This window comes from Sphingomonas longa (assembly GCF_016892685.1).
In the GTDB taxonomy this organism is placed as follows: Bacteria; Pseudomonadota; Alphaproteobacteria; order Sphingomonadales; family Sphingomonadaceae; genus Sphingomonas; species Sphingomonas longa.
The window spans coordinates 982,382-1,006,724 of the sequence record NZ_JAFEMC010000001.1 but is presented as its reverse complement, the minus strand read 5'-3'; the positions used below and the strand labels follow the sequence as shown (position 1 = coordinate 1,006,724).

The 24,343-nt window shown below is 67.2% G+C and carries 25 protein-coding genes; 12 read left to right on the top strand and 13 right to left on the bottom strand.

The features are described 5' to 3' along the window. Positions 1–227 precede the first annotated feature (227 nt). From xylA to ILT43_RS04845, 3 genes are read right to left on the bottom strand one after another with little or no spacing between them, the layout of a single operon-like run. Positions 228–1,538, bottom strand: coding sequence for a xylose isomerase (gene xylA / locus ILT43_RS04855; RefSeq protein ID WP_343283954.1), 1,311 nt, complete (start codon positions 1,536–1,538; stop codon positions 228–230). Further along, positions 1,535–2,977 (bottom strand): xylulokinase, encoded by a 1,443-nt coding sequence (xylB, locus tag ILT43_RS04850; RefSeq protein WP_204195559.1) that lies wholly within the window; start codon positions 2,975–2,977, stop codon positions 1,535–1,537. The genes xylA and xylB overlap by 4 nt, the downstream gene beginning before the upstream one ends. 7 nt (positions 2,978–2,984) lie before the next feature. Further along, positions 2,985–4,076, bottom strand: coding sequence for a glycoside hydrolase family 43 protein (locus ILT43_RS04845; RefSeq protein WP_204195558.1), 1,092 nt, complete (start codon positions 4,074–4,076; stop codon positions 2,985–2,987). 183 nt (positions 4,077–4,259) lie between these two features. On the opposite strand from ILT43_RS04845, the gene ILT43_RS04840 reads away from it, so the two are divergent. Continuing rightward, a complete protein-coding gene (locus ILT43_RS04840) occupies positions 4,260–5,321 on the top strand; it encodes a LacI family DNA-binding transcriptional regulator (RefSeq protein WP_239474108.1) in 1,062 nt (353 codons plus the stop codon). Positions 5,322–5,651: 330 nt separating this feature from the next. Here the strand turns inward: ILT43_RS04840 and ILT43_RS04835 are convergent, their stop codons facing one another. The 3 genes from ILT43_RS04835 to ILT43_RS04825 form a co-directional block, all read right to left on the bottom strand. Further along, positions 5,652–7,712 carry a GDSL-type esterase/lipase family protein gene (locus ILT43_RS04835; protein ID WP_204195556.1) on the bottom strand — a complete coding sequence of 687 codons (2,061 nt, stop codon included), beginning with the start codon at positions 7,710–7,712 and terminating at the stop codon, positions 5,652–5,654. A 96-nt stretch (positions 7,713–7,808) separates the two neighbouring features. Further along, positions 7,809–8,111 carry an SWIB/MDM2 domain-containing protein gene (locus ILT43_RS04830; RefSeq protein WP_204195555.1) on the bottom strand — a complete coding sequence of 101 codons (303 nt, stop codon included), beginning with the start codon at positions 8,109–8,111 and terminating at the stop codon, positions 7,809–7,811. Positions 8,112–8,153: 42 nt separating this feature from the next. Further along, positions 8,154–8,357, bottom strand: coding sequence for a hypervirulence associated TUDOR domain-containing protein (locus ILT43_RS04825; RefSeq protein ID WP_204195554.1), 204 nt, complete (start codon positions 8,355–8,357; stop codon positions 8,154–8,156). Positions 8,358–8,423: 66 nt separating this feature from the next. On the opposite strand from ILT43_RS04825, the gene folE reads away from it, so the two are divergent. The 4 genes from folE to ILT43_RS04805 all read left to right on the top strand — a co-directional run bounded on the left by folE (position 8,424) and on the right by ILT43_RS04805 (position 11,024). Continuing rightward, a complete protein-coding gene (gene folE, locus ILT43_RS04820; RefSeq protein WP_204195553.1) occupies positions 8,424–9,044 on the top strand; it encodes a GTP cyclohydrolase I FolE in 621 nt (206 codons plus the stop codon). Continuing rightward, positions 9,041–9,793: an SDR family oxidoreductase gene (locus ILT43_RS04815; RefSeq protein ID WP_204195552.1), complete on the top strand. Its 753-nt coding sequence runs from the start codon at positions 9,041–9,043 to the stop codon at positions 9,791–9,793. Before folE ends, ILT43_RS04815 begins: the two co-directional genes overlap by 4 nt. Then, positions 9,786–10,142, top strand: a complete 357-nt coding sequence (locus tag ILT43_RS04810; protein WP_204195551.1) for a dihydroneopterin aldolase — start codon at positions 9,786–9,788, stop codon at positions 10,140–10,142. Before ILT43_RS04815 ends, ILT43_RS04810 begins: the two co-directional genes overlap by 8 nt. A 294-nt stretch (positions 10,143–10,436) precedes the next feature. Further along, a complete protein-coding gene (locus ILT43_RS04805) occupies positions 10,437–11,024 on the top strand; it encodes a PEPxxWA-CTERM sorting domain-containing protein (RefSeq protein WP_204195550.1) in 588 nt (195 codons plus the stop codon). A 77-nt stretch (positions 11,025–11,101) separates the two neighbouring features. Here ILT43_RS04805 and leuA read toward each other — a convergent pair whose 3' ends face one another. Beyond that, complete coding sequence (gene leuA, locus ILT43_RS04800) at positions 11,102–12,760, bottom strand: 2-isopropylmalate synthase (RefSeq protein ID WP_204195549.1); 1,659 nt, start codon at positions 12,758–12,760, stop codon at positions 11,102–11,104. Between the two features lie 248 nt (positions 12,761–13,008). Here leuA and ILT43_RS04795 point away from each other — a divergent pair, with 248 nt between their 5' ends. After that, positions 13,009–13,407 carry a BLUF domain-containing protein gene (locus ILT43_RS04795; protein ID WP_204195548.1) on the top strand — a complete coding sequence of 133 codons (399 nt, stop codon included), beginning with the start codon at positions 13,009–13,011 and terminating at the stop codon, positions 13,405–13,407. Positions 13,408–13,442: 35 nt separating this feature from the next. Here ILT43_RS04795 and ILT43_RS04790 read toward each other — a convergent pair whose 3' ends face one another. After that, complete coding sequence (locus tag ILT43_RS04790) at positions 13,443–14,045, bottom strand: YceI family protein (protein WP_204195547.1); 603 nt, start codon at positions 14,043–14,045, stop codon at positions 13,443–13,445. Positions 14,046–14,345: 300 nt separating this feature from the next. On the opposite strand from ILT43_RS04790, the gene ILT43_RS04785 reads away from it, so the two are divergent. After that, a complete protein-coding gene (locus ILT43_RS04785; RefSeq protein ID WP_204195546.1) occupies positions 14,346–14,696 on the top strand; it encodes a hypothetical protein in 351 nt (116 codons plus the stop codon). Between the two features lie 100 nt (positions 14,697–14,796). On the opposite strand, the gene ilvC is transcribed toward ILT43_RS04785, so the two are convergent. The 4 genes from ilvC to miaA form a co-directional block, all read right to left on the bottom strand. After that, positions 14,797–15,816: a ketol-acid reductoisomerase gene (gene ilvC / locus ILT43_RS04780; protein ID WP_204195545.1), complete on the bottom strand. Its 1,020-nt coding sequence runs from the start codon at positions 15,814–15,816 to the stop codon at positions 14,797–14,799. 126 nt (positions 15,817–15,942) lie between these two features. Beyond that, positions 15,943–16,458 carry an acetolactate synthase small subunit gene (gene ilvN / locus ILT43_RS04775; RefSeq protein ID WP_204195544.1) on the bottom strand — a complete coding sequence of 172 codons (516 nt, stop codon included), beginning with the start codon at positions 16,456–16,458 and terminating at the stop codon, positions 15,943–15,945. A gap of 146 nt (positions 16,459–16,604) precedes the next feature. Then, the gene (locus tag ILT43_RS04770) at positions 16,605–18,350 is read right to left on the bottom strand and encodes an acetolactate synthase 3 large subunit (RefSeq protein ID WP_204195543.1); all 1,746 of its coding nucleotides are present in this window, start codon (positions 18,348–18,350) and stop codon (positions 16,605–16,607) included. A 55-nt stretch (positions 18,351–18,405) separates the two neighbouring features. Continuing rightward, positions 18,406–19,347 (bottom strand): tRNA (adenosine(37)-N6)-dimethylallyltransferase MiaA, encoded by a 942-nt coding sequence (gene miaA / locus ILT43_RS04765; RefSeq protein WP_204195542.1) that lies wholly within the window; start codon positions 19,345–19,347, stop codon positions 18,406–18,408. Here miaA and serB point away from each other — a divergent pair. Beyond that, positions 19,340–20,221, top strand: coding sequence for a phosphoserine phosphatase SerB (serB, locus tag ILT43_RS04760; RefSeq protein WP_211534357.1), 882 nt, complete (start codon positions 19,340–19,342; stop codon positions 20,219–20,221). The genes miaA and serB overlap by 8 nt on opposite strands. Before the next feature lie 185 nt (positions 20,222–20,406). On the opposite strand, the gene ILT43_RS04755 is transcribed toward serB, so the two are convergent. After that, a complete protein-coding gene (locus ILT43_RS04755; protein ID WP_204195540.1) occupies positions 20,407–21,342 on the bottom strand; it encodes an SPOR domain-containing protein in 936 nt (311 codons plus the stop codon). 155 nt (positions 21,343–21,497) lie between these two features. On the opposite strand from ILT43_RS04755, the gene ILT43_RS04750 reads away from it, so the two are divergent. From ILT43_RS04750 to ILT43_RS04735, 4 genes are all read left to right on the top strand, one after another. Next, positions 21,498–22,208, top strand: a complete 711-nt coding sequence (locus tag ILT43_RS04750; RefSeq protein WP_204195539.1) for a ParA family protein — start codon at positions 21,498–21,500, stop codon at positions 22,206–22,208. Between the two features lie 5 nt (positions 22,209–22,213). Next, a complete protein-coding gene (locus ILT43_RS04745; RefSeq protein ID WP_204195538.1) occupies positions 22,214–22,747 on the top strand; it encodes a hypothetical protein in 534 nt (177 codons plus the stop codon). 15 nt (positions 22,748–22,762) lie between these two features. Then, positions 22,763–24,040 carry an SPOR domain-containing protein gene (locus tag ILT43_RS04740; protein ID WP_204195537.1) on the top strand — a complete coding sequence of 426 codons (1,278 nt, stop codon included), beginning with the start codon at positions 22,763–22,765 and terminating at the stop codon, positions 24,038–24,040. Between the two features lie 131 nt (positions 24,041–24,171). Next, positions 24,172–24,339, top strand: a complete 168-nt coding sequence (locus tag ILT43_RS04735; RefSeq protein WP_204195536.1) for a hypothetical protein — start codon at positions 24,172–24,174, stop codon at positions 24,337–24,339. Positions 24,340–24,343 lie beyond the last annotated feature (4 nt).

The following is a 24,343-nucleotide window of genomic DNA, read 5'->3' as shown; positions in this document are numbered from 1 at the left end:
GCAAACCCCAGCTTTCGCTGAAGTGACGGCAGGAGGAGGGTGGTGGCGGGACGGCGCGGTCGGGCGCAGGCTGACCGTATTCCCGGGCCAAACCCCAGTCCGTCATCCCGGCGAACACCGGGATCTCCGAGAGGCGCGATACGCACCCTTCAGGAAGACCCCGGCGCTCAAGTGAGGTGACGGAGGGGGAAGGGGGGCAGGTGCCGTGTCGCCGCCCGCCCGCCCGATCAGATGAAGCGGTTGATGATGTTCTCGATCCGCTCCTGCCGGCCCGAACGCGGCTTGGGATCGAGCCCCTGCGTTTCGGCGAGGTCGGCGATGGCGGCAAGGTCGAGATCGCCGATCTGCTCCCCGAGCGGGCCAGTCCAGCCGGCGTAGCGCTCGGCCTTGATCGCGTCGAGGCGACCGTCCTCGATCAGGGCGGCGGCGTTCAGCAGGCCCTTCGCGACGACGTCGATACCGCCGATATGGCCGTAGAACAGGTCGGTCGCGTCCATTGACTGGCGGCGAACCTTCGCGTCGAAGTTGAAGCCGCCGGTGGTGAAGCCGCCCGCGCGCAGGATCTCCAGCATCGCCAGCGTCAGTTCCTCGACCGAGTTCGGGAATTGGTCGGTGTCCCAGCCATTCTGGTGATCGCCGCGATTGGCGTCGATCGATCCGAAGATGCCGAGCGCGGAGGCGGTCGCGATCTCATGCTCGAACGTGTGGCCCGCGAGCGTCGCGTGGTTTGCCTCGATATTGACGCGGACCTCGTTCTCCAGCCCGTAGCGCTTGAGGAAGCCGTACACCGTCGCGGTGTCGAAGTCGTACTGGTGCTTGGTCGGCTCGTGCGGCTTCGGCTCGATCAGGATCGTGCCGGTGAAGCCGATCTTGTGCTTGTGCTCCACGACCAGCGTCAGGAAACGGCCGAGATTGTCGAGCTCGCGCTTGAGATCGGTGTTGTGCAGCGTCTCATAGCCCTCGCGACCGCCCCACAGCACGTAATTCTGGCCACCGAGACGATGTGTCGCCTCGAGCGCGTCGCGGACCTGCATCGCGCCGAACGCGAAGACCTCGGGGTCGGGGTTGGTCGCGCCACCGGCGGCGAAGCGCGGGTGGCTGAACAGGTTGGCGGTGCCCCAGAGCAGCTTGCGGCCCGACGAGCCCTGCAGCTTTTCGAGATGGTCGACGGCCTCCGCGAAGAAGCGGCGATGCTCCGCCACGCCGTGGGCGTCGGCCATGACGTCAACATCGTGGAAGCAATAATAGGGCACGTCGAGCTTCGAGAAGAAGTCGAAGGCGACTTCGCGCTTCTGCGCCGCTGCCGCGCTGTCGTTCGCGCCGCGGTGCCAGGGACGGTCGAAGGTGCCGCCGCCGAACACGTCGCTGCCGGGCCAGCAGAAGGTGTGCCAGAAGCAGGCGGCGAAGCGCAGATGCTCCTCCATCGTCTTGCCGAGGACGACGCGGTTCTTGTCGTAGAAGCGATAGGCGAGTTCGTTGGTCGTTTCAGGACCCTCGAACGCGATCTGGGGAATGTCGGCGAAGAAGTCGGCCATCAGAAGGTCCTCATGCGGGGATAGGCGTCGCGAAACGCGTCGTATTTGGGGGCGAGCCGGTCGACCAGGTCGCGGTCGGGCTCGATGACGTGGGATACGGGCGGGGCGACGCAGACCTGGGCGGGCACGCCGCCGTCGACTGCAAGCTGGGCGAAACGCGCCGCTCCGAGCGCGGGACCGACCTCGCCACCTTTCAGATACACCAGCGGCACGTCCATCGCGGCGGCCAGCGTGCGGCCCCAATAGGCGGAGCGTGCGCCGCCGCCGATCACCGACAGGCGATCGACGGTCGTGCCCGCCTCGCGCAGGACGCGCACACCGTCGGCGAGCGCGAAGGCGACGCCCTCCAGCACCGCCTGCGCCAGCCGTTCCGGGCCGGTGTCGTTGTCGAGGCGCAGAAACGCGCCGCGGACCTGCGCGTTGTTGTGCGGCGTCCGCTCCCCCGACAGGTAAGGCAGGAACAACTCCGGACCGCTGGCGGGGCCTGCGGCTTCGGCGCGGGCGAACAGGTCGGCGGCGCCGGCCGCGCCGGTGATCCGCGCGACCCAGTCGATGCACGAGGCGGCGCTGAGGTGAACCGCCATCTGGTGCCACAGGCCGGGCAGCGCATGACAGAAGGCGTGGACGGCCCCGGCGACATTGGGGCGAAAACCGTCGTTGGCGACGAAGATGACGCCCGACGTGCCGAGCGACAGCAGCGCATCGCCGTCCGCGACCACGCCGACGCCGACCGCGCCCGCGGCGTTGTCGCTGCCGCCACCCGCGACCGGTACCTGTGGCATGCCCCAGAGCTCGGCGATCTCCGGCAGCAGATGTCCGGTGACCTCCGTCCCCTCGACCAGCCGCGGCATGTGGTCGACCGTCAGCCCGGTGGCCGCGAGCAGCGTGTCGCTCCAGCGCCGCTCCGCCACGTCGAGCCACAAGGTCCCAGCCGAGTCGGAAAGGTCGGACGCCTTGTCGCCGGTCATCAGCAGGCGGACATAATCCTTCGGCAACAGCACGGTGCGGAGCTGCGCGAACAGCTCCGGCTCGTGCTTGCGGACCCATTCCAGCTTGGGGGCGGTGAAGCCCGGCATCACCAGGTTACCGGCGACACCGTGGAAGGCGGGCTCCGCCGCCTCCAGCTCCGCGCACTCGGCGAAGGAGCGCCCGTCGTTCCACAGGATCGCGGGCCGCAAGGGCCGGTCGTCCGAACCGAGCAGGGTCGCGCCGTGCATCTGGCCGGCAAGGCCAATGCCGCGCACCGAGCGGCGCACTGCCGGGTCGATCGCCTGCACCGCGGCGATGGTCGCATCCCACCATGCGGCGGGGTCCTGTTCGGACCACAGGGGCTGCGGGCGCTGCACCGTCAGCGCCGCAGTGCCCTGCGCCACGACCGCGCCGGCGGTGTCGAGCACCACCGCCTTGACGCCCGACGTACCGATATCGATGCCGAGGAACATCAGCCCCTCACTTCACGAACGGATCGATGGTCCGGATCGTCCCGTCGGGATTGTAGAACAATTCCGTGACCTTGACGTTGCGGAGGCGCGTCTGGTTCGACAGTTGCGTGTCGGCGTAGAACAGCCACCAGCGCTTGTTCCACTCGACGATCGAGTGATGCGTCGTCCAGCCCTGCACCGGCAGCATGACATGGCCCTTGTAGGTGAAGGGGCCGTAGGGATTGTCGCCGATCGCGTAATTCAGGAAGTGCGTGTCGCCGGTCGAGTAGGAGAAATAGTACTTGCCCTTGTACTTGTGCATCCACGACGCTTCGAAGAAGCGACGGTCGTGGTCGCCGCCGAGCAAGGGCTTGCCTGCCTCGTCCAGGATCACGACGTCGCGCGGCTTTTCCGCGAATTCCGTCATACCCGGGGTCATCGCCGCGACCTTGGCCGTGAGGGCCGGCTTGTCGTCGGCCTGAAGGTCGGTCTTCGATCCGTTCGGGTCGTAGGTGCCGGTCGTGTTACGCTGAAGCTGGCCGCCCCAGATGCCGCCGAAATACATGTACGCCTTGCCGTCGTCATCGGTGAAGACGGCCGGATCGATCGAGAAGCTGCCCTTGATCGGCTGCGGGTTGGCCTTGAACGGCCCCATCGGCGACTTCGAGGTCGCAACGCCAATGCGGAACGCGCCCTGCCGATCCTTGGCGGGGAAATACAGGAAGTAGGTGCCGTTCTTGCGCGCCGCGTCCGGGGCCCACATCTGCCTGTCGGCCCACGGCACCTGCTTCACGTCGAGCGCGACGGGGCCGACCGTCACCGGCTTCCCGATCCCGTCCATCTTCAGCACGCGGTAGTCGCGCATCTCGAAATGCGCGCCGAGATCGTCCTCGGGCGTCGGCCCGTCGATGTCGTGGCTGTTATAGACGTAGATCTTGCCGTCGAAGACGTGCGCGGACGGATCGGCGGTATAGATCTCGCGCACCAGCGGCTGCGACAGATAGCGGCGACCCTCCGGGCTGCGGGGTTCCTGACCCGATCGGCCGGCGGTTTGCGCGACGGCGATGCCCCCGGCGAACAGCGTCGCGGCGGCGGCGAAAAGAAGCGGGCGGGTACGCATGGCCTTGGACGATCCTTCCTCTGGCGACCTTCTGATGAGGTCTGTCAACCGCCGAAGCGGATTGGGTAGCGCTACCATATTCGGCGGATCGGCGGAGGGCAAGGGACGCCGGCGTCGGATTCGCGATGGAATCGTCGCGGCGGAGATTGCGCTAACCCCCGGTTTCGGGAAAGCAGCGACATGATGAAGCCGAAACCCTCCCGCCGCGCGGGCTCCGCCCCGACGATCAGCGACGTCGCGAAGCGGGCCGGCGTCTCCCCGATGACGGTGTCGCGCGTCATCAACGGCGAGAGCAACGTGCGCCCGACCACGCGGGAGGTGGTGAACGCCGCGATCTCCGCGCTGAATTACGCGCCGAACCCGGCGGCGCGCAGTCTGGCGGGCGCGGGGCAGACCCGCATCGGCCTGCTGTACAGCAATCCCAGCGCCGGTTTTCTCAGCGAATTCCTGCTCGGCAGCCTCGATCAGGCAAGCCGCAACGACGTGCAGATCGTGGTCGAGAAATGCGAGCTGGGCGAGCATGAGCTGGAGGTCACCCGTCACCTGATCGAAGGGGGGATCGACGGCGTCGTGCTGCCACCGCCATTGTGCGAGGCGGATGCCGTGCTGGAACTGCTGGCGGCGGCGAACATCCCGACCGTCACGGTCGCGACGGGGCGTGCGCCCGACGATCTGCTCGCGATTCGCATCGACGACCGCGAGGCGGCGCTGACGATGATGCGGCACATCATGCAACTGGGGCACAGCCGCATCGGCTTCATCACCGGCAACCCCAATCTGTCCGCCAGCGCCCGCCGGCTGGAGGGCTATTCGGCGGCGCTGGAAGAGGCGGGGATCGCCGTCGACCAGGCGCTGATCGCGCACGGGCTGTTCACCTATCGCTCGGGCCTGGATGCGGCGGAGCAGTTGCTGGAACTGGACGATCCGCCCTCCGCGATCTTCGCGTCGAACGACGACATGGCGGCGGCGACCGTCGCGGTCGCGCACCGCCGAGGGCTGGACGTGCCGAGCGATCTGACCGTCTGCGGGTTCGACGACACGACGCTGTCGACGGCGATCTGGCCCGAACTGACGACCATCCACCAGCCGATCGCCGACATGTCGCGCGCGGCGGTCGAGTTGTTGGTAACGACGATCCGTCGACAGAAGGCGGGCGATATGACCGAGCGTCACCGGACGCTGGATTATACCCTGATCCGCCGCCAGTCCGACGCCGCGCCGCGGAAGCGGCCGCGGAGTCGCTGAGGCGGGGGGGGGGGGGCAAGAAAATCTGACTCGGCTTCCGGCCTTCAAGAGAGGGTTTCCGAACTTCTTCTGCCACCCCGGCGAAGGCCGGGGTCCAGTCTCGCCGTCTGCATCGACCGAGAGCGTTACCCAACTGGACCCCGGCCTTCGCCGGGGTGGTGTCAGGCAACTGAGCTATTCCGTAAGGATCCCCCACGGGCGGCTGGAGATGGGGCCTCTCCAATGGCGATATGCTTGCGGCAGCGCGCCACCCTCAACCCCTTCCCTGAAGGGGAGTGGGGTAGGACCGGATTAGCGATCTTGGGCGACTCCGTCGCGACACGTCTGCGACTACCCGCACAACCCCTTGGGCGGACCCACGAGACGTGCATAGGGCAGGGACGGCGACGGCCCCGGCAGGCGCGGATCGGTGGCGGCGGCGTAGAAGGGGTCGCTTTCCGCGTCCGGAAGCGACACGAAGCGGAAGCCGAGTCGGCGGTACTGGGCGAGCACGCGCGGCAGCATGCGCGCGCCGAACGCGCCGACGTGCATCAGCACCGCTTGCGGCACGTCGCGATCGGTGCGCGCCTGTGCCGCATCGCGCGCCGACAGCGCGGCGGTGCGGGCATCGGCCAGATAGGCGGTTTCCAGCCGGGTGATCGCGGCGGCGTCGCGCCTTGCGAGGCAGGCGACATAGGGCGCGTTCCAGTCATAGTCGGCGAAGCTCATCGTCACGGCGGCGATCCGGTAACCGCGCTCCGCGAGCGTGGCGCGGACCGCGTCGCGCGTGGCGGCGTCGCGGCCTTCGTCGAGGAAGGGATAGCGGAACCAGCGCCCGTCGCCGCGTGATGTCGCCAAAGCCGGTTCGTTGCGGATCAGGTCCGCGGTGAAGGCTGTCGCGCCGACCCTGTCGAGGCTGAGGTGCGACCAGCCGTGATTGCCCAGCGGGTGCCCGGCGGTGCGCCATGCCGCGGTCGCGGCGGCGGCGGTGGGCTCGGCGATACCGATGCCGGTGTTGAGGAAGCCGAAGGCGGGCGCCTTTTCCGCCGCCAGCGCCGCGGTGATCCGGTGGATGACGGAGAGGCGCGTCTCGCCCGGTGGCAGCGGGCCGTGGGACGGAATGTCGTCGAAGGTCAGTGCGATCGCCGGTCGCGGATCGCCCGGTTTCGTGGCGAACAGGGCCAGTGGCACCGCCTCGCCCATCGCGCGGTATCCGGCCTCCGACGGATGAAGGTGATCGCCCGAATCGTAGCGCGCCGCCAGCCGGTCGGGCCTCGCCGGGTCGCGGAGCAGCGCGTCGAAGTCGACGACGTGGTCGAAAACGCCGGAGGTGCGGATGAAGGCGTTGATCGCCAGCCGGTCGGCTTCGGTCACTGCTGTGGGGTGGTAATAGTCGTTGTCGCCGAACGGCGTGATCGTGCCGCCGATCAGCGCGATCCCCCGCGCATGGGCACGCGCCGCCATCTGGCGATAGCCTGCGGTGATTTGGGCCACGATCTCCGCATGCTGCGCCGGTGTCGCGGGCGCGTCGCGGGTCAGGACGCCGAGATCGTTGACCCCCTCCAGCACGATCGCCCAGCGTACGCCGGTCCGGGACAGGACGTCGCGGTCGAACCGCGCCAGCAGATTGGGTCCGAGCCCGTCGAGCAGCACGCGATTGCCGCCGATGCCGGCGTTGACGACGCCGATGCCGCGCATCGTCGGTGTCGCACGCAGGCGGGCGGCGAGGATATCGGGCCAGCGCGTATTGCGTTCCGGCTTCACGCCATAGCCGTCGGTGATCGAGTCGCCGATCGCGACGATCGTGCCGCCGGCCGCCTTGTCCGTTGCATCCCCCGTCACCTCGACATCGGCGATCGCGTACCAGTGGATGACGGTCCTGGCGTCGCGCAGTTCGGGATCGGCGACGTGGTTGCCCGTGGTCAGGAAGCTGGTCGCACGGGAGCCGGGATGGCCGGTCTGCGAGACCGGTTTGTCCGGTAGATAGAGGCTGATCGCAAGATCGCTGCCGCCCGTGACGTCGAGTCTCACCGGGTCGGAATAGAGTTCGGCCCCGGCCGGGATCACCGCGTCGCCGCGCCCGGCAAAGGTCAGCCCCGCGCCGCTGCCGACGCGCGACGTGCCGGGCTGGGCGGCAAGGGCCAGATGACCGGCGGCGATCGCCAGCGGTTGCGTGCCGAAGCGGTTGGACAGGCGCACACGGACGCGTGATCCACCGGCGGAGAGCCGAACGACCTGTCGGAGCGTGATATCGCGATCGAAACCGGCGGGCAGGGCGTTGTCGCCCTCTGCGGGCATTTGCGCCGAACCCCAGCTCGTCGTCCACGACGTGTATGCGGGGGAAATCGTCCGGGCCGGGCCGGACGCTGACAGTACGGCACATCCCACCAGCGCGATGAGCCACCGCATCATTCTCTCCCCGTCACATCGTTACCGCTATCATTAGCAGCGGGGCGGAGAGGCGTGCAAGCGTGGCCGGGGATGATCGTCACCCCCGGCCGATCTGCTTCAGGCCTTGACGTGCGCCGAGATGTACTTGTTCATCTCGAACATCGTGACCTTGTCCTTGCCGAATACCTTCTTCAGGTTTTCGTCGGCCAGGATCTCACGCTTGTTCTCGGGGTTCTGCAGGTCGTTGGACTTGATGTAGGCCCAGACCTTGCTGATGACTTCGCTGCGGGGCAGCTTGTCGTTGCCGACCACCGCGCCGAGCTCCGGCGAGGGCTGCACCGGGGCGTGGATGCCGGTGCCCGAATTGGTCTGCTTGGTGGCGGCCTTCTTGGCGCCGGCTTCCTGCTTGGCAGTGGCCATGATCGTCCTTCCTGTTGATCCTCAAAGCCCGCTTGACCGGACTTACGCCTTCTTGAGCGTGCCCGCCTTGTGCGCCGCCTTGCCGCCGTTGTCACTCTCTACGATAAATTGCGGGTCGTCCTTCGATGCACGGACCTGATGACCCTTGATCTTGGTGTCGGTGGTCTGCTTCTTCTCGACGGTGCCGTGGGCGGTGCCGCCGTGCGAATTCCAGGTCACCTTGTCGCCCTTCTTCAGATCGGCCATCGCTCGTCTCCTGTTTTGATCGTGCGCCAACCGCCGGATGGCGGTCTTGGTTGCGAGGAGGATATCATGAGCGAAGCCAGTCCCGAGGACGGCGACCTGATCGGACGTGACGGGAAGATCGTCGTTCCCCCGCATGTTGCGGAGGCGGTCCGGACGCTGATCGCCTGGGCCGGGGACGACCCGGGTCGCGAGGGGCTGGTCGATACGCCACGCCGCGTCGCGCGGGCGTGGCGGGAATATTGCGCCGGCTACGGCGAGGACCCGTCGGTGCATCTGTCGCGGATTTTCGAGGAGGTCGGCGGTTACGACGAGATCGTGCTGCTGAAGGACATCCCGTTCCAGTCGCATTGCGAACATCACATGGCCCCGATCATCGGCCGCGCGCACATCGCCTATCTGCCGCGCGATCACGTCGTCGGCATTTCGAAGCTGGCGCGCGTGCTGCATGGCTTCGCGCGCCGGTTGCAGGTGCAGGAGCGGCTGACGGCGGAGGTCGCCGACTGTATCTGGAACCACCTGAAGCCGCTCGGCGTCGCGGTGGTGATCGAGGCGAGCCACGCCTGCATGACGGCGCGCGGCGTCCGCACGCCGGGAGTCGCGATGGTCACCAGCCGCATGATGGGCGTGTTCCGCGACGACGATCGCAGCCGCAAGGAAGTGCTCGCGCTGATGGGGCAGAAGGGGTGATCGGCGCGCAGACGATCCTGGTGACCGGTGGTGCGAAGCGACTCGGCGCGGCGATCGCGCGGGGGCTGGCCGGGGCGGGGCACCGGGTCGTGATCCACTATGGCGGCTCGCGCGACGATGCGGAGCGGCTGGCGGTCGAGATCGGCGGCGTGACGGTGCAGGGCGATCTCGCCGATGCCGCGGCGGTGCCGGCGCTGTTCGCGCGCGCGCGGGATGCGGCGGGCGGCGCCATCCACGGCCTCGTCAACAGCGCCTCCGCGTTCGAGTTCGATCGACCGGACGGGATCGACACGAGTCTGGCGGCACGGCTGTACGCGATCAACTGCACCGCGCCGTCGCTGCTCGCCTCCGCACTGGCGGCGCAGGACGATCTGGCCGAGGGTGCGGTGGTCAATCTGCTCGATCAGAAGCTGGCGAATCCGAACCCCGACTTCTTCTCGTATAGCTGCGCCAAGATCGCGCTGGCGGGGGCGACCGAGATGATGGCGCAGGCGTTCGCGCCGCGCGTCCGGGTCAACGCCGTGTCGCCCGGCCTGACGCTGAAGAGCGGCGACCAGAGCGATGCGGCGTTCGAGCGGGTCGCGCGCGCCAACCTGCTCCAGCGCCCCGTCGGCGCGGAGGCTGTCGCGGACGCTGTCGTGTACCTGATCGGCGCGCGCAGCGTCACGGGGCAGAACCTGTTCGTCGACTGCGGCCAACGATTCCTGAAGCGCGACGGCGACGTGATGTTCGAGGGTGCCGATGGCTGAGTACACGACCATCCTCGAAGGACTGGCGGTGATGATCCGCCTGGGCATCCACCCGCACGAGGTCGAGCCACAGCGGGTGCTGGTGACGGTGGAGATGACGGTCGGCTATGACCGGCCGCCCACTGCCGACTCGATCGCCGAGGTGCTGGATTACGACTTCGTTCGCACCGGCATCCGTGCGCTTGCTGCGGAGCGCCGATTCGCGCTTCAGGAGACGCTGTGCGATGCCGTCGCGTCGCTCTGCCTGAGCGACGAACGTGTGCAGGCGGTCCGCGTCCGGACGTCGAAAACCGACATCTATCCCGACGCCGTGATCGGGTGCGAAATACGGCGACGCAGAAACGGCTGATCGCCGTCGGCACGCGTGCCGGCTGAATTTGTTCCGGCGCAATTCATGCTGCGATGCATTATTCCAGCTGTGGCCGCATCGGCCGCAACGTTACAATCGAATGTCAAGCTAATTTGCAATGTTCTGATTTAGCGCTTGTTTTTCGTTAACAGGTTGTTCACAAATCATGTCGGAGGCGCAGCGACATATCGTGCGCCGCCGCATCTGGATCGTACTTCATCATAAGGTGAGGACGATCGTCAGCGCGGGTCCGCGGGAGTTTCCGCGGGGTCGCTGCCAACGGGGGTTGGACCCATGAAGACCTTTATCAAGACTGCTATCGTTGCTTCCGCATTCGCTGCAGTGGCGCTTCCGGCTGCGGCATCCGCCGATACTTATGTGTTCAATGTTGCCGGCGCCCAGAGCTTCGGCGAACTTGGCGACGCTCTCAACGACGTCTTCACGGTCAATATCGGCGCGAATTCGCGTATCACCGACGTAGCCTACAACGTGTCGTTGACCGCATTCTCACCAAGCTGGCTTTCGGAAGCGACGCTGGGATTCACCAGCTCGGACCTGTCCGAAGGCGTGTTCCTGAATCCGGGCTTCGCCGACAACTTCTCGGGCACCGCCAGCTATGCTGACTCGGCCAGCCTGACCGATCTCGGCCTCGACTTCACCGTTGGCGCGGACGGCATCCTGCGCCTCGAATTCTTCGAAGGGTTCGATGATTCGGCGGCGATCGACGGCATCTGGAACAGCGGCACAGTCACCTTCACCTACACGCCGTCGGGCGCTGGTGCGGTGCCGGAGCCTGCGACGTGGGCGATGATGATCGGTGGCTTCGGCATGGTCGGTGGCGCGATGCGTCGTCGCCAGAAGGTCAGCGTCCGTTACGCCTGATCTGCTGTAGCAGTACGAAGGACGCCGCCGGTCGGAAGACCGGCGGCGTTTTCGTGTCTGCCTCACCGGGCTCCGCTCTAGACGCGGTTGGCGGCGCTGAGCACCGCGCGCACGCTGGCGGTGGCAATGTCGGTGTCCAGGCCGACGCCGAACACGGTGCGGCCGTCGTCCGTCCGGCACTCGACATAGGCAGCGGCCTGCGCATCGGCGCCGTGGCCGATCGCGTGTTCGGAATAATCGACCACGTCGAGCGTCGGTCCCGTCGTATCGCCCAGCGCGGCGATCACGCCGGAGATCAGGCCGTTGCCGCGGCCGGAGATCGATCGCTCCTCGCCATCGACCGCGACCCGTCCCACGAACAGGCGCTGGCCGGCCATGCCGCTCTCCTCGTAATCGCGCAGCACGAAGCGGTCGTCGTTGCGCGGCAGATAGGTCGCTTCGAACCGGCCCCAGATGTCGGCCGCGCCCAGTTCGCGACTCGTCTCGTCCGCCAGCGCCTGAACATGGCGGCTGAAATCCGCCTGCAAGCGCTTGGGCAGCTTCAGGCCCTTGTCCTGCTCGATCACCCAGGCGACGCCGCCCTTGCCCGATTGCGAGTTGACGCGGATGACCGCTTCGTAGCTGCGGCCGAGATCGGCGGGATCGATCGGCAGATAGGGGACTTCCCACAGTCCGTCGTTGCGCGCCGCCTGCGCCGCGAAGCCCTTCTTGATCGCGTCCTGATGCGACCCGGAAAACGCCGTGAACACCAGGTCGCCGGCATAGGGCGTGCGCGGATGGACGGGCAGGTTGGTGCAATAGTTGATCGTGTTCACGACCGCGTCGATGTCCGACAGGTCCAGCTTGGGATCGATCCCCTGCGTGTACATGTTCAGCGCGACGGTCACGAGATCGCAATTGCCGGTACGTTCGCCATTGCCGAGCAGGCAACCCTCCACCCGGTCGGCGCCGGCCATCATCCCCAGTTCCGCCGCGGCGACGCCGGTGCCGCGATCGTTGTGGGTGTGGAGTGAGATCACCACCGAGTCGCGGTTGCGGATGTTGCGGCCGAACCATTCGATCTGGTCGGCATAGACGTTCGGCGTCGCGCATTCGACGGTCGCGGGCAGGTTGAAGATGATCGGGCGATCCGGCGTCGGTTGCAGCACGTCCATCACCGCCTCGCAAACCTCGACCGAGAAATCGAGTTCGGCGGTGGAGAACGTCTCCGGCGAATATTCGAACTGCCACGCGGTATCGGGCCGCTTCGCCGCCTCGTCGCGCAGCACCTTCGCGCCGGCGACGGCGATCGCCTTCACCTCGTCGCGGGTCATGCCGAACACGATCTTGCGCCACGCCGGGCTGACCGCGTTGTAGAGGTGGACGATCGCCTGCTTCGCGCCGTCGAGGCTTTTGAAGCTCGTTTCGATCAGGTCGCGGCGCGATTGGGTCAGCACCTGGATGTGAACATCGTCGGGAATGCGGTCGTCGCGGACCAATCCGGAGATGAAGTCGAACTCGGTCGCGCCCGCGCTGGGGAAACCGACCTCGATCTCCTTCAATCCTACCTTCACCAGCAGGTCGAACAGTCGCGTCTTCTTTTCCGCGTCCATCGGATCGATCAGCGCCTGATTGCCGTCGCGCAGGTCGGTCGACAGCCAGCGGGGTGCCTGCGTGATCGTACGCGACGGCCATTGCCGATCGGGCAGGGCGATCGGCGGAAAGGGGCGATATTTTTCGGAGGGATTGCGCAACATGGCGGAGCCTTTCGGCGAGAAGGGGAGAGTGGCCGCTATCGTCCCCCAGGTGCGCTGGCCGTGGTCGCGCCCCTAGGGGCGGATAAGTCGCGGATCGAGGCGGTTGGCCGGCATGACGCATCCTGTGGCGCGGCGACGACCGATTGTCCAGTATGGTAAAGTCCGCCCGGCTGATGCAGGTCAGCGATGTCCGGACAGCGGCGCGTTAGGAGCCCGTCCGAACGCCTGCAACATCAGGGAAACTCCGCGTGCGCCAACTTCTTTACGTCAGTTCCCGCCCGCCGAGCGTTCCGGAGGTCAGCGTCGGCAACATCCTGATGATTTCCCGCCGCAACAACGACGCGGCCGGCGTGACCGGACTGCTCTACACGGACGGGACGCGATTTCTGCAAGTGCTGGAGGGGGACGAGGAACCCGTCGCCGCGACCTTCGCGCGGATCAAGGCCGATCCCCGTCATCATGCGGTCGTCATATTATCGGATCGCACGATCACGACGCGCGAGTTCGGCAATTGGTCGATGGCCTATCGCCTGCCGACGGACGAGGCGGACACGTTCGACGGCAAGGTCGCGCGGCTGCTGGCGGGTGCCAGCGACAGCGTCCGCGCGACCTTCACCGGCCTGATCGCGACCCGGCGTACGGCCTGAGAGCGGGCGGCGTCGAGGACGCCGCCCGTCGGTCGTTACGAGGCCGAGAAGGCCGCGTTGATCGTCAGGTCGACCTTGTCGGCCACCGCCGGCACGGCATAGCCGAGGCCGAAATCGCTGCGGTTGATCGTGCCGGTCGCGTGAAAGCCGAAGTTCAGCTTCTTGCTCATCGGGTTATCGCCCGCCCCGACGAACTTCGCCTGCAACGTCACCGGCTTGGTCACGCCCTTCAGCGTCAGGTTGCCGGTCACCGTCGCGCCGTTCGCGGTCGGCGTCACGCCGGTCGAGACGAAGCGCGCGGTCGGATTGTTGGCGACGTCGAAGAAATCCTTCGACTTCAGATGCTCCGTGAACCGAGCCGCGGTGGTCGACAGCTGGTCGACGGGGAAGGTCACATCGACCTTCGTCGCCGCGGGCTTGGCGGGATCGATCGTAATCGAACCGGAGCCGGCACCGAACTGACCCGACAACATGGAAAAGCCCATATGATTGACGGTCCACGTCACCTGCGTGTGATTGGGATCGACCTGATAGGTGCCGGCCTTGACCAGCGCCGTGTTGGCGGTGCCGGGCAGGCCCTGAGCGATGACGGGGGCGGCGACGGCGAACAGAGCCGCGACGGGAAGCGCGAAACGCATGGATAATCCTCCTGTTGATGGCACAGGAGGTGCGGGCCGATGCGGCCCTTGTCAAACGACCAAAGCGGCAACGATCGGTTTCATGCAGGGGGGGGTGATCGAACATCCGACGCTGATCGGTCGAATTCATCGTTGATGGTCGAATGTTCTGCAAGTGTTTGACATCGAGACCATCCTTTCGGAATGTCAATCCGTGAAGCGGGCATCGCCGTCATCGCGCGTCGACCTGACATTGACCGAAGATTGCGGTTCGATGACAAGGGATCGATGGATTAACACCCGTTCCGCTTCGATCACGACATGCCGAACCGCTTCGTCCGGGTCGAATTCAACGGTTTCTGGACCCATGCCACGATCGATGCATTCAAGGTGCGGGCGGGAGAGATCGTGCAGAACGCGATCGACGACGGCGCGAGGCCGGGACAAAGCCGCATCCTCGTCGTCGCGCGAAACTTTCCCGTTCAGGAAAAGAAGCTGACGCGCGAACTGGGTGAATTCATGCCGATGTACAGCATGTTGGCAAAACGCTTCGCCATCGTCTCGTCGGATTCCGCGATCCAGCGACTTCAGATCAAGCGTCTGACGTCTCCGGATAACTGCCAGATATTTCTGGACGAAGCCGAGGCCAGAACCTGGTTGTTCGCAATCTGAAACGCGACCCGTCTTCGGACGATAGCAATCGCCACGACCCCCGCCGCTGATCGCAGCCGCCCCGTCGCCATGGGGAGCGGCTGCGATGAGGATCGGGGGTTTAGTTCTTCGCCTTGTCGACCAGCTTGTTCGCGCCGATCCACGGCATCATCGCGCGCAACTCGCTGCCGACCTTCTCGATCGGGTGCGCGGCGGCCTGCTTGCGCGACGCCTTCAGTTCGGGCTGACCGGCGCGGTTGTCGAGGACGAACTTCTGGACGAAGCGGCCCGACTGGATGTCGGCCAGCACACGCTTCATTTCCGCCTTGGTCTCGTCCGTGATGATCCGCGGCCCGGTGACGATGTCGCCATATTCGGCGGTGTTCGAGATCGAGTAGCGCATGTTGGCGATACCGCCCTCGTACAGAAGGTCGACGATCAGCTTCGTCTCGTGCAGGCACTCGAAATACGCCATTTCGGGCGCATAGCCGGCCTCGACCAGCGTCTCGAACCCGGCCTGGATCAGGTGGGTGATGCCGCCGCACAGCACGGCCTGCTCGCCGAACAGGTCGGTCTCGCACTCTTCCTTGAAGTTCGTTTCGATGATGCCCGAACGACCGCCGCCGACGCCCGACGCATAGGCGAGCGCGACGTCATGCGCGTTGCCGCTGGCGTCCTGATGCACCGCGATCAGACACGGCACGCCGCCGCCCTTGACGTATTCGCTGCGCACGGTGTGACCCGGTCCCTTGGGCGCGATCATGATGACGTCGATATCCGCGGGCGGCTCGATCAGGCCGAAATGCACGTTCAGACCATGAGCGAAGGCGAGCGCGGCGCCGGGTTTCATGTGCCCCTTCAGGTCGGTGTCCCAGATCGCCGCCTGATGCTCGTCGGGGGCGAGGATCATGACGATGTCGGCCCACTCTGCCGCCTCGCGGTTGGACAGCACCTTGAAGCCCGCGTCCTGCGCCTTCTTCGCGGTCGCCGAACCCTCGCGCAGGGCGATCGCCACGTCCTTGACGCCGGAGTCGCGCAGGTTCTGCGCATGGGCATGCCCCTGCGAGCCGTAGCCGACGATGGCGATCTTCTTGTCGGTGACGAGGTTCAGGTCGGCGTCGCGATCGTAATAGACACGCATTGGTTCAGGTCCCTTTTCGAAGGCCGTCATGCCGGCGGACGCCGGCATCTCGCGGTGAGGGTGTGCTCCCTCTCCGGGAGGCCCCGGCGTTTGCCGGGGCGACGGAGGTTGGTTGAGTGGTAAGGATCAGGCGGCCTCGCGACCGCGGGAGATGGCGACGATGCCGGTGCGGGCGACTTCGACCAGCCCGACCTCCGCCATCAGTTCGACGAACTTGTCGATCTTGTCGCGGCCGCCGGTGACTTCGAACACGAAGCTGGACGTGGTCGCATCGACCACACGACCGCGATACACCTCGGCGAGGCGCATCGCCTCGATCCGCTTGTCGCCGATGCCGGCCACCTTCACGAGCGCGAGTTCGCGTTCGACGTGTTCGCCCGCGACGGTCAGGTCGGTGACGCGGTGGACGGGGACGAGCCGGTCGAGCTGCGCCATGATCTGCTCCATCACCGGCGGCGATGCGCTGGTGACGATCGTGATGCGGCTGACCGCCTTGTCCTCGGTGATCTCGGACACCGTCAGGCTCTCGATATTATAGCCGCGCGCGGTGAACAGCCCGGCGATCCGGGCGAGGATGCCCGGCTCGTTGTCGACGATCACGGCCAGCGTGTGGCGTTCGGCGGCTTCGGTCTTGATGTGCATTCCGGGTCCTCAACTCCCCTCCCTTGCAAGGGAGGGGCTGGGGGTGGGTGGCGTCTGGGCGATGTACGGAGAGCTGGGCGTCGGCTGTGCTGGGTCGCGAGCATGCTACCCACCCCCGCACCCTCCCTGACAAGGAGGGGAGAGGGTCAGACGAGGGCCTTGGCCTCGTCGTCCATCGTGCCCGATACCTCGTTCGCCTGGAGGATCATGTCGGTATGCGCCGCGCCCGACGGGATCATCGGGAAGCAGTTCGTCAGCTGCGACACCATGCAGTCGACGATCACCGGCCCGTCATAGGCAAGCATGTCGGCGATGCCCGCGTCGAGCTGATCGCGAGTCTCGATGCGAATACCCTTCCACCCGTACGCCTCGCCGAGCTTCACGAAGTCGGGGAGCGATTCCGAATAGCTCTCCGCATAGCGTGAGGAATAGGTCAGTTCCTGCCACTGGCGGACCATGCCCATATACTGGTTGTTCAGGATGAAGATCTTGACCGGCAGGCGATACTGAGTCGCCGTCGCCAGTTCCTGGATATTCATCTGGATCGATGCTTCGCCGGCGATGTCGATGACCAGCGCGTTCGGATTGCCGAGTTGCGCGCCGATCGCGGCGGGCAGGCCATAGCCCATCGTGCCGAGACCGCCGGACGTGAGCCACTTGTTGGGCAGCTCGAACCCGAAATGCTGCGCGGCCCACATCTGGTGCTGGCCGACTTCGGTCGTGATGATCGGCTGGCGGGCGTGGGTCGCCTCCCACAAGGCGCGGATCGCGCGTTGCGGCATGATGTCGTTGCCGACCTCCGGGAACGACAGGCACGCGACCGCACGCCATTCGGCGATCCTGCTCCACCACTCGCGCGTGTCCGGCTTCGGATGCTGGCGGCTTTTCCAGATGCGGACCATGTCTTCCATCGCATGGCCGGCATCGGCGACGATCGGCAGGTCGATCCGCACCGTCTTGTTGATCGACGAGCGATCGATATCGATGTGAACCTTGCGGCTGTTCGGGCTGAACGCGTCCAGCCGGCCGGTGACCCGATCGTCGAACCGCGCGCCGATCGCGACGACCAGATCGGCCTGGTTCATCGCCATGTTCGCCTCGTACGTGCCGTGCATGCCGAGCATGCCGAGGAACTGCGGCGAGGACGCCGGGAAGCAGCCGAGGCCCATCAACGTCGAGGTCACGGGCGCACCGGTCAGCCGCGCCAGCTCCGCCAGCATCTGCGATGCCGCCGGGCCCGAATTGATGATGCCGCCGCCGGTATACAGAACGGGCCGCTCCGCCGCGGCGAGCATGTCGACGACCTGCTCGATCGCGGCACGGTCCGCCTTCACTTGCGGGCGATAGGTCTTGTGCTGGATCGCGCCCGGCTTCGTGTAGGCGGCGGTTGCGACCTGAACGTCCTTGGGGATGTCGACGACGACCGGACCGGGGCGACCCTTGGTGGCGATGTGGAACGCCTCGTGGATGATCGCGCCGAGCTTGGCCGGGTCCTTCACCAGATAATTGTGCTTGGAACAGTGGCGCGTGATGCCGACCGTATCCGCTTCCTGGAACGCGTCGGTGCCGATCAGCGCGGTCGGGACCTGACCCGTGATGACGACCATCGGGATCGAGTCCATCAGCGCATCGGTGATGCCGGTGACGGCATTGGTCGCGCCGGGGCCGGAGGTGACGAGGACGACGCCGGGCTTGCCGGTGGAGCGGGCATAGCCCTCCGCCGCATGCGTCGCTGCCTGTTCGTGCCGGACGAGGATGTGCTTGATCCGGCCCGACCGGAAGAGCGCATCGTAGATCGGCAGCACGGCACCGCCCGGATAGCCGAACACGACCTCCACGCCGAGATCGCACAGCGCCTCGACGAGGATGTCTGCTCCGCTTTGCTCGGTCACGTCACGTCTCCACCTGTTGGAATGGCCGTCCCGCTAAAGGACGCTTTCCTGCGCGTCAACCCGAAAGACAGAATATTTCATTTAAAGTCTCTTTGGGGAAACTTTCTGATCGCGGCCAGTCTGCGGGTGGCTGGTGCCGGAACCACGTGTATTGGCGCTTGGCATAACGGCGCGTCGCCAGCCGCGCGCCCGCGAGCGCCTCTTCCCGGCTCGCATCGCCCGCCAGCATCGCCGCGATCTCCGGCACGCCGATCGCGCGACGGACCGGGGCGTCGGGGGGAATATCGTTGCGTCTCAACAAGCTGGCGACTTCCTCGATAGCGCCGCCGGCGAACATCGCCGCCAGCCGCTCATCGCAGCGGTCGATCAAGGCGGCCCGGTCGGGCAGCAGGATCAGCGGCTGGAGCATGACGCGCCCGCCGATACCGCCGCTGCGTTCCGCCTGCCACGAGGCCAGCGTGCGGCCGGTCGACAGCACCACCTCCAGCGCGCGCGCGACTCGGGTGGTATCGGCGGGTGCAAGGCGGGCGGCGGCGGCCGGATCGAGCGTCGCCAGCCGGTCGTGGGCGATGGCGACGGGCAGGGCGCGGACGTCGGCACGGATCGCCGGATCGATGTCGGGCACCGGCGCGATGCCGTCGAGCAGCGTGCGAATATACAGGCCGGTGCCGCCCGCCAGCACCGGCAGCTTGCCCTGCGCGTGGATCGCGTCGATCGCGGCAGCGGCATCGCCCGCCCAGCGCGCGGCGGAGCAGCTCTCTGCGCCATCGATATAGCCGAACAGTTGGTGCGGCACGCGTGCTTCGTCCTCCTCCGACGGGCGCGCGCTGAGGATGCGCAGGTCGGCGTAGACCTGACTCGCGTCGGCGTTGACGACCACGCCATCGGCGTGTTCCGCCAGCGCGATCGCGGCGGCGGACTTGCCGCTGGCGGTCGGCCCTGCAATGAGCGCCAGCCTTGGCCGCTCAGCCGCCGGTGGGAGATCGACGATGTTCATGGCGACGCTGATAGCAGCAGAGACGCTCCGGGCGGGAGACGTATCGGTGGCGCTGGACGCGCTGCGTGACGCCTGCTGCGCGCCGGGGGCTTCGACATGGCTGGACGAGGGCGTCGCCGCCGATCTGGTCTTCTCCGCCGAGCCGGAGGCGGGCAGGGCGGTGCTCGAAGGGCTGCTGCCCGGCGTCGATGCGATCGTGCAGCCGGCGACCGCGCGCGAGAAGCGGTTGCTGATCGCCGACATGGATTCGACGATGATTACCGTCGAATGCATCGACGAACTGGCGGACTATGCCGGGATCAAGGCGCAAGTTTCGGCCGTGACCGAGGCGGCGATGCGCGGCGAACTGGACTTCGCGGGGGCGCTGGACGCCCGCGTCGCGCTGCTCGCGGGGCTGGACGAGGCGGTGATCACCCGGTGTCTGGCCGAACGCGTGCGGATCATGCCGGGCGCGAAGCCGCTGGTGCAGACGATGCGGGCGCGGGGCGCGACCTGCGTGCTGGTGTCCGGCGGCTTCACGCGCTTCGCCGAGCCGGTGGCCGCGGAGATCGGTTTCCACCGCGCGATCGCCAACGTGCTGCTGGTCGCGGACGGCAAGCTCACCGGCACCGTTGCGAAGCCGATCGTCGATGCCGGGACGAAGGAGGCGACGCTGGCGGCGGAAACCGCACGCCTCGATCTCTCGCACGGGGAGACGCTGGCGGTCGGCGACGGAGCCAACGACCTGCCGATGATCCGCGCAGCGGGGCTGGGCGTGGCGTTTCGCGCCAAGCCGATCGTCGCGGCGGCGGCCGGCGCGCGGGTCGAGAATGCCGACCTGACGGCGCTGCTCTATGCACAGGGCATCGCGCGAGCGGATTGGGTCGGGGTGTAGCCAAATTTTCTACTCCCTCCCCTTCAGGGCAGGGTTGGGGTGGGGCCTCCCCTCAGGCGATGTACTCGCGGCATCGCCCCACCCCCAGCCCCTCGCCTGAAGGGGAGGGGAGAAGATGGCTTTGCGGTGTCAGCTGAAATCCCATCTGCGGAACGGCGGATGCCGCAACGAGCCCGTCGAGAACTCTACGGCGCCACCACCACGCACGATGCCGCTACGGCTTTGCATGCGCGCTGAGCCTCCGCCTTGTTCATAAAGCCGGTCGCCTGCAACCGGGTGACCCCGCCGCCCGCTACATAGGCCGGTTCCGCGCCGCCGAGCTTGCCGCGAACCTGCCTCCACAATCCCTCCGCATTGCCGCGATCGCGGAAGGCGCCGAGTTGCACCCGCCATGCTCCGGTCTTTGCCCGCGGTCTGGCGACCGTCTTCGGCTCGGCGCGCAGGACCGGCTCACGCAGCACGGAGGCCGGAATCGCGACGGGCTTCACCACAGACGCCGATTTCACGGCTTTCACCGGCGTGGTCGTTGCCGCGCCCGGCAGGTCAGGCGTCACCGAGCCCACCGCATATTCCTGCGCCAGCGTCAGCCCGCGCTCGCGATCCTCGGCGGAGATATACTGGTCCATCTGCGCCAGGGTCGTGCCGGCCGACTGCAATCCCGCCTGCGATGCGCGCGTCATCAGCGCGTAAGCGCGGGGGTAATCCCGCGGCACACCGTCGCCGTTGAACAGCATCGTGCCGAGCACCAACTGCGCGCGCGCCTCGCCGCGGTCGGCGGACTTGAACAGCCACGGCGCGGCCTGTTCCTTGTGGCCCCCCTGGAACAGCGCGAGACCGTAATTGTCCTGTGCCTGTTGATGGCCTTGATCGGCGGCCTTGCGGAACCAGCTTTCCGCCTGCGCCGGATCGACTGGCACGCCGCGGCCCAGCTTGTACGCCTGCGCCAGATTGAACTGCGCGTCGGGGTCTCCCTGCACCGCCGGTGTCCGCCACTCCTGCACCGCACGCGAATATTCGCCGCGGCCCCACGCATCGACACCGGTCTTCACATCCGCCGCCGCGGGCGCGGCGGTTATCGACAGCACCAATGCGGACACCAGTGATGGCAGCAGCTTCGTCATCGTCCGTTCCTCGAGCCCGGTGTACCGTGGTCTTTGGTCAAGATCGCGTTCACCGGCGTTGTTCGTCCGGGGTATTTCTAAAGCGAGAGATTTAACGAGTTATTAGGGACGCGCGTGTCACTTCCCCGATCGACTTACAGGAGTGTCGGGGAACTATGCGCGTTCTCGCGTTGGCATCGCAAAAAGGCGGATCGGGCAAGACCACCTTGTCCGGCCATCTCGCCGTGCAGGCGCAACGCGCCGGCGCAGGACCCGTCGTGCTGATCGATATCGATCCGCAGGGATCGCTGTCCGAATGGTGGAACGAGCGGGAGTCGGAGTTTCCCGCCTTCGCGCAAACCACCGTGGCACGGCTCGCCGCCGATCTGGAGGTGCTGCGCCAGCAGGGCTTCAAGCTGGCGATGATCGACACACCGCCGGCGATCACCGTGGCGATCCAGAGCGTCATCCAGGTCGCCGAACTGGTGCTGGTGCCGACGCGTCCCAGCCCGCACGATCTGCGCGCGGTCGGCGCCACCGTCGACATCTGCGACCGCGCCGGCAAGCCGCTGGTGTTCGTCGTCAACGCCGCCACGCCCAAGGCGCGGATCACGTCGGAGGCCGCGGTCGCGCTGTCGCAGCACGGCACGGTCGCACCGATCACGATCCACCAGCGTACCGACTTCGCCGCGTCGATGATCGACGGCCGCACGGTCATGGAAACCGACCCGAACGGCAAATCGGCGGCGGAGGTCGAGGCGCTGTGGACCTATGTCTCCGATCGCCTCGAGAAGAATTTCCGCCGAACCGTATTCGCGGTTCCGGGCACCGTCGGCTTCGGCCAGCGCCCGGCCGCGTCGGGCTTCGGCCGTCGCGTGGTGGGGTAAGGGGCATGAAGCCGCTCGCCTCGCTTTCATCGCAACTGCTCGCCCGCAAGGGGCAGGCCCGGCCCGCGATGCGCAGCCAGGCCTTCGCCATGTCCCACACGCCGCAGACGATGGCGGTTAGCGCCGACGATCTCGGCTGGAACGACATGGGCGGGGAGCCTGTCGTCGCGGCTGTAACGGCGCCCGAACCGTCCATCGTACCCGTCGCGGAAGCGCCCGTGTCGTTGCCCGTCGAGGCGCCGCCGGTGCTGACCGAACGCGCCGTGCTGCGCGAGCGGGTCGAGGCGCGGCCGGTATCGATCGCCACCGCCGCCCGGATCGGGCGCGACAGCGCCGCCCAGACGAAGCGCGGCAAGGCCGCCTTCACGCTGCGCCTCGACACCGATCGACACCTGCGGCTGCGGCTGGCGAGTGCGGTCGCGAACCGCTCGGCGCAGGCGCTGGTCGCCGACGCGCTCGACGCCTTCCTGAACACGATGCCCGAGGTGGAGGCGCTGATCGAACAGCTGCCCGCACCCAAGGCCCGCCGTACCGCCTGATCCGGAGTCGATGACATGAAGACGCGCACGCTGTTCTCGCTCGGCCTCTCGGCGCTGGCGATCGGCACGGTGATGGCGGGCAGCGCCATCGGTGGCGACGCCGCCAAGGGCAGCCCCGCCGATCACGCTCGCAAGGCGGGCAAGGCGCTCGACAAGCATCGCCCCGCGCTCGCGATCGGCGAGGCGGAGGCGGCGGTCGCCGCCGCACCGTCGGTCGCCAATTACCGCGTGCTGCTGGCGAAGAGCTATCTTCAGGCGGGTCGCTTCCAGTCGGCACGCGCAGCCTATGCCGACGCGCTGTCGCTGGTGCCGGACGACGGCGCGACCGCGCTGAACCTGGCGCTGATGCAGATCGCGACAGGCGATTTCGCAACGGCGCGCACGACGCTGATCGATCACGCGAACCAGATCGCATTGGCCGATCGCGGGCTGGCGATGGCGCTGGCCGGTGATCCGGCGGGCGGCGTCGCGTTGCTGACGCAGGCTGCGCGCCTGCCGGGGGCGACCGCGACCGTGCGGCAGAACCTCGCCCTGGCGCTGGCGCTGGCCGGCGACTGGACGATGGCGCGGGCCGCGGCGTCCGCCGATCTGTCGCCCGCCGATGTCGACCACCGCATGCAGGAATGGGCCAGCTTCGCGCAGCCCGCCGCCGCGTCCGATCAGGTCGCGACGTTGCTCGGCGTGCATCCGGTCGCCGATAGCGGCCAGCCGGTGACGCTGGCGCTGTCCGCCGCGCCGACGATGACGGCCGCTGCGCCCGAAGCGGCTTCTGTCGCCGAGGCGGAGCCGGTCGAGAAGGTCGTCGCGATCGTCCCTGCCGCGGAGCCGCTGCCCACGCCGCTGCTCGCGCCTGTCGTATTCGGTCCTCGCAAGGAAGTCGTGCAGCCGCTGCCGATGCCGCCGTCGATCCTGATCGCCGCCGACAAGGCGCCCGCCAAGGTGTCCTTCGCTGCGATCCTGCGCCAGAGTGCAGCGGCGCAGCCGGCGGTCCGTTCGGGCGACTGGCAGGTCCAGCTCGGCGCGTTCGGTGCGCCCGGCGTTGCGCGCGACGCGTGGGGACGGATGACGCGGCGCTTTTCCGCACTCGCCGGGCACACGCCTCAGGGGATGATGTTCAAGACCGGCGGCAGCGACTTCTATCGCCTGTCGATCGGCGGGTTCGATCGCACGCAGGCCGTGGCGCTCTGCACGAAATATCGTGCACGCGGCGGTGCCTGTTTCGTTCGCCGCAACGCCGGCGACGCGATGGCGCAGTGGCTGCGGAAGCCGGGCTTGCAGGTCGCCTCGCGCTGACATTCCCGATCGCCTCTCCGGGTCGGGGAGGGCGGGCGCGTTAACCGCTATCCGTCCCATCGCCGGACGGGTGGCGGTTAACCATTTTTGTCGCTGGTCCAATTCGTAAACGGCGCGTTAACACATGCGCCATGAAACGACGCCTTGTCCTGACCAACGAAGCCGCAAGGCATCCCTTCCGCCAGACGCTGCCGCGCGTGCCTGCCGTAGCGGCCGTCCGCAGCGAGGATCACGACTGGAAGCTGTTCCTGCTCAGCTTCGCTGCGTTCTTCACCTGTTTCTACACGTTCCTGATCTGACGGG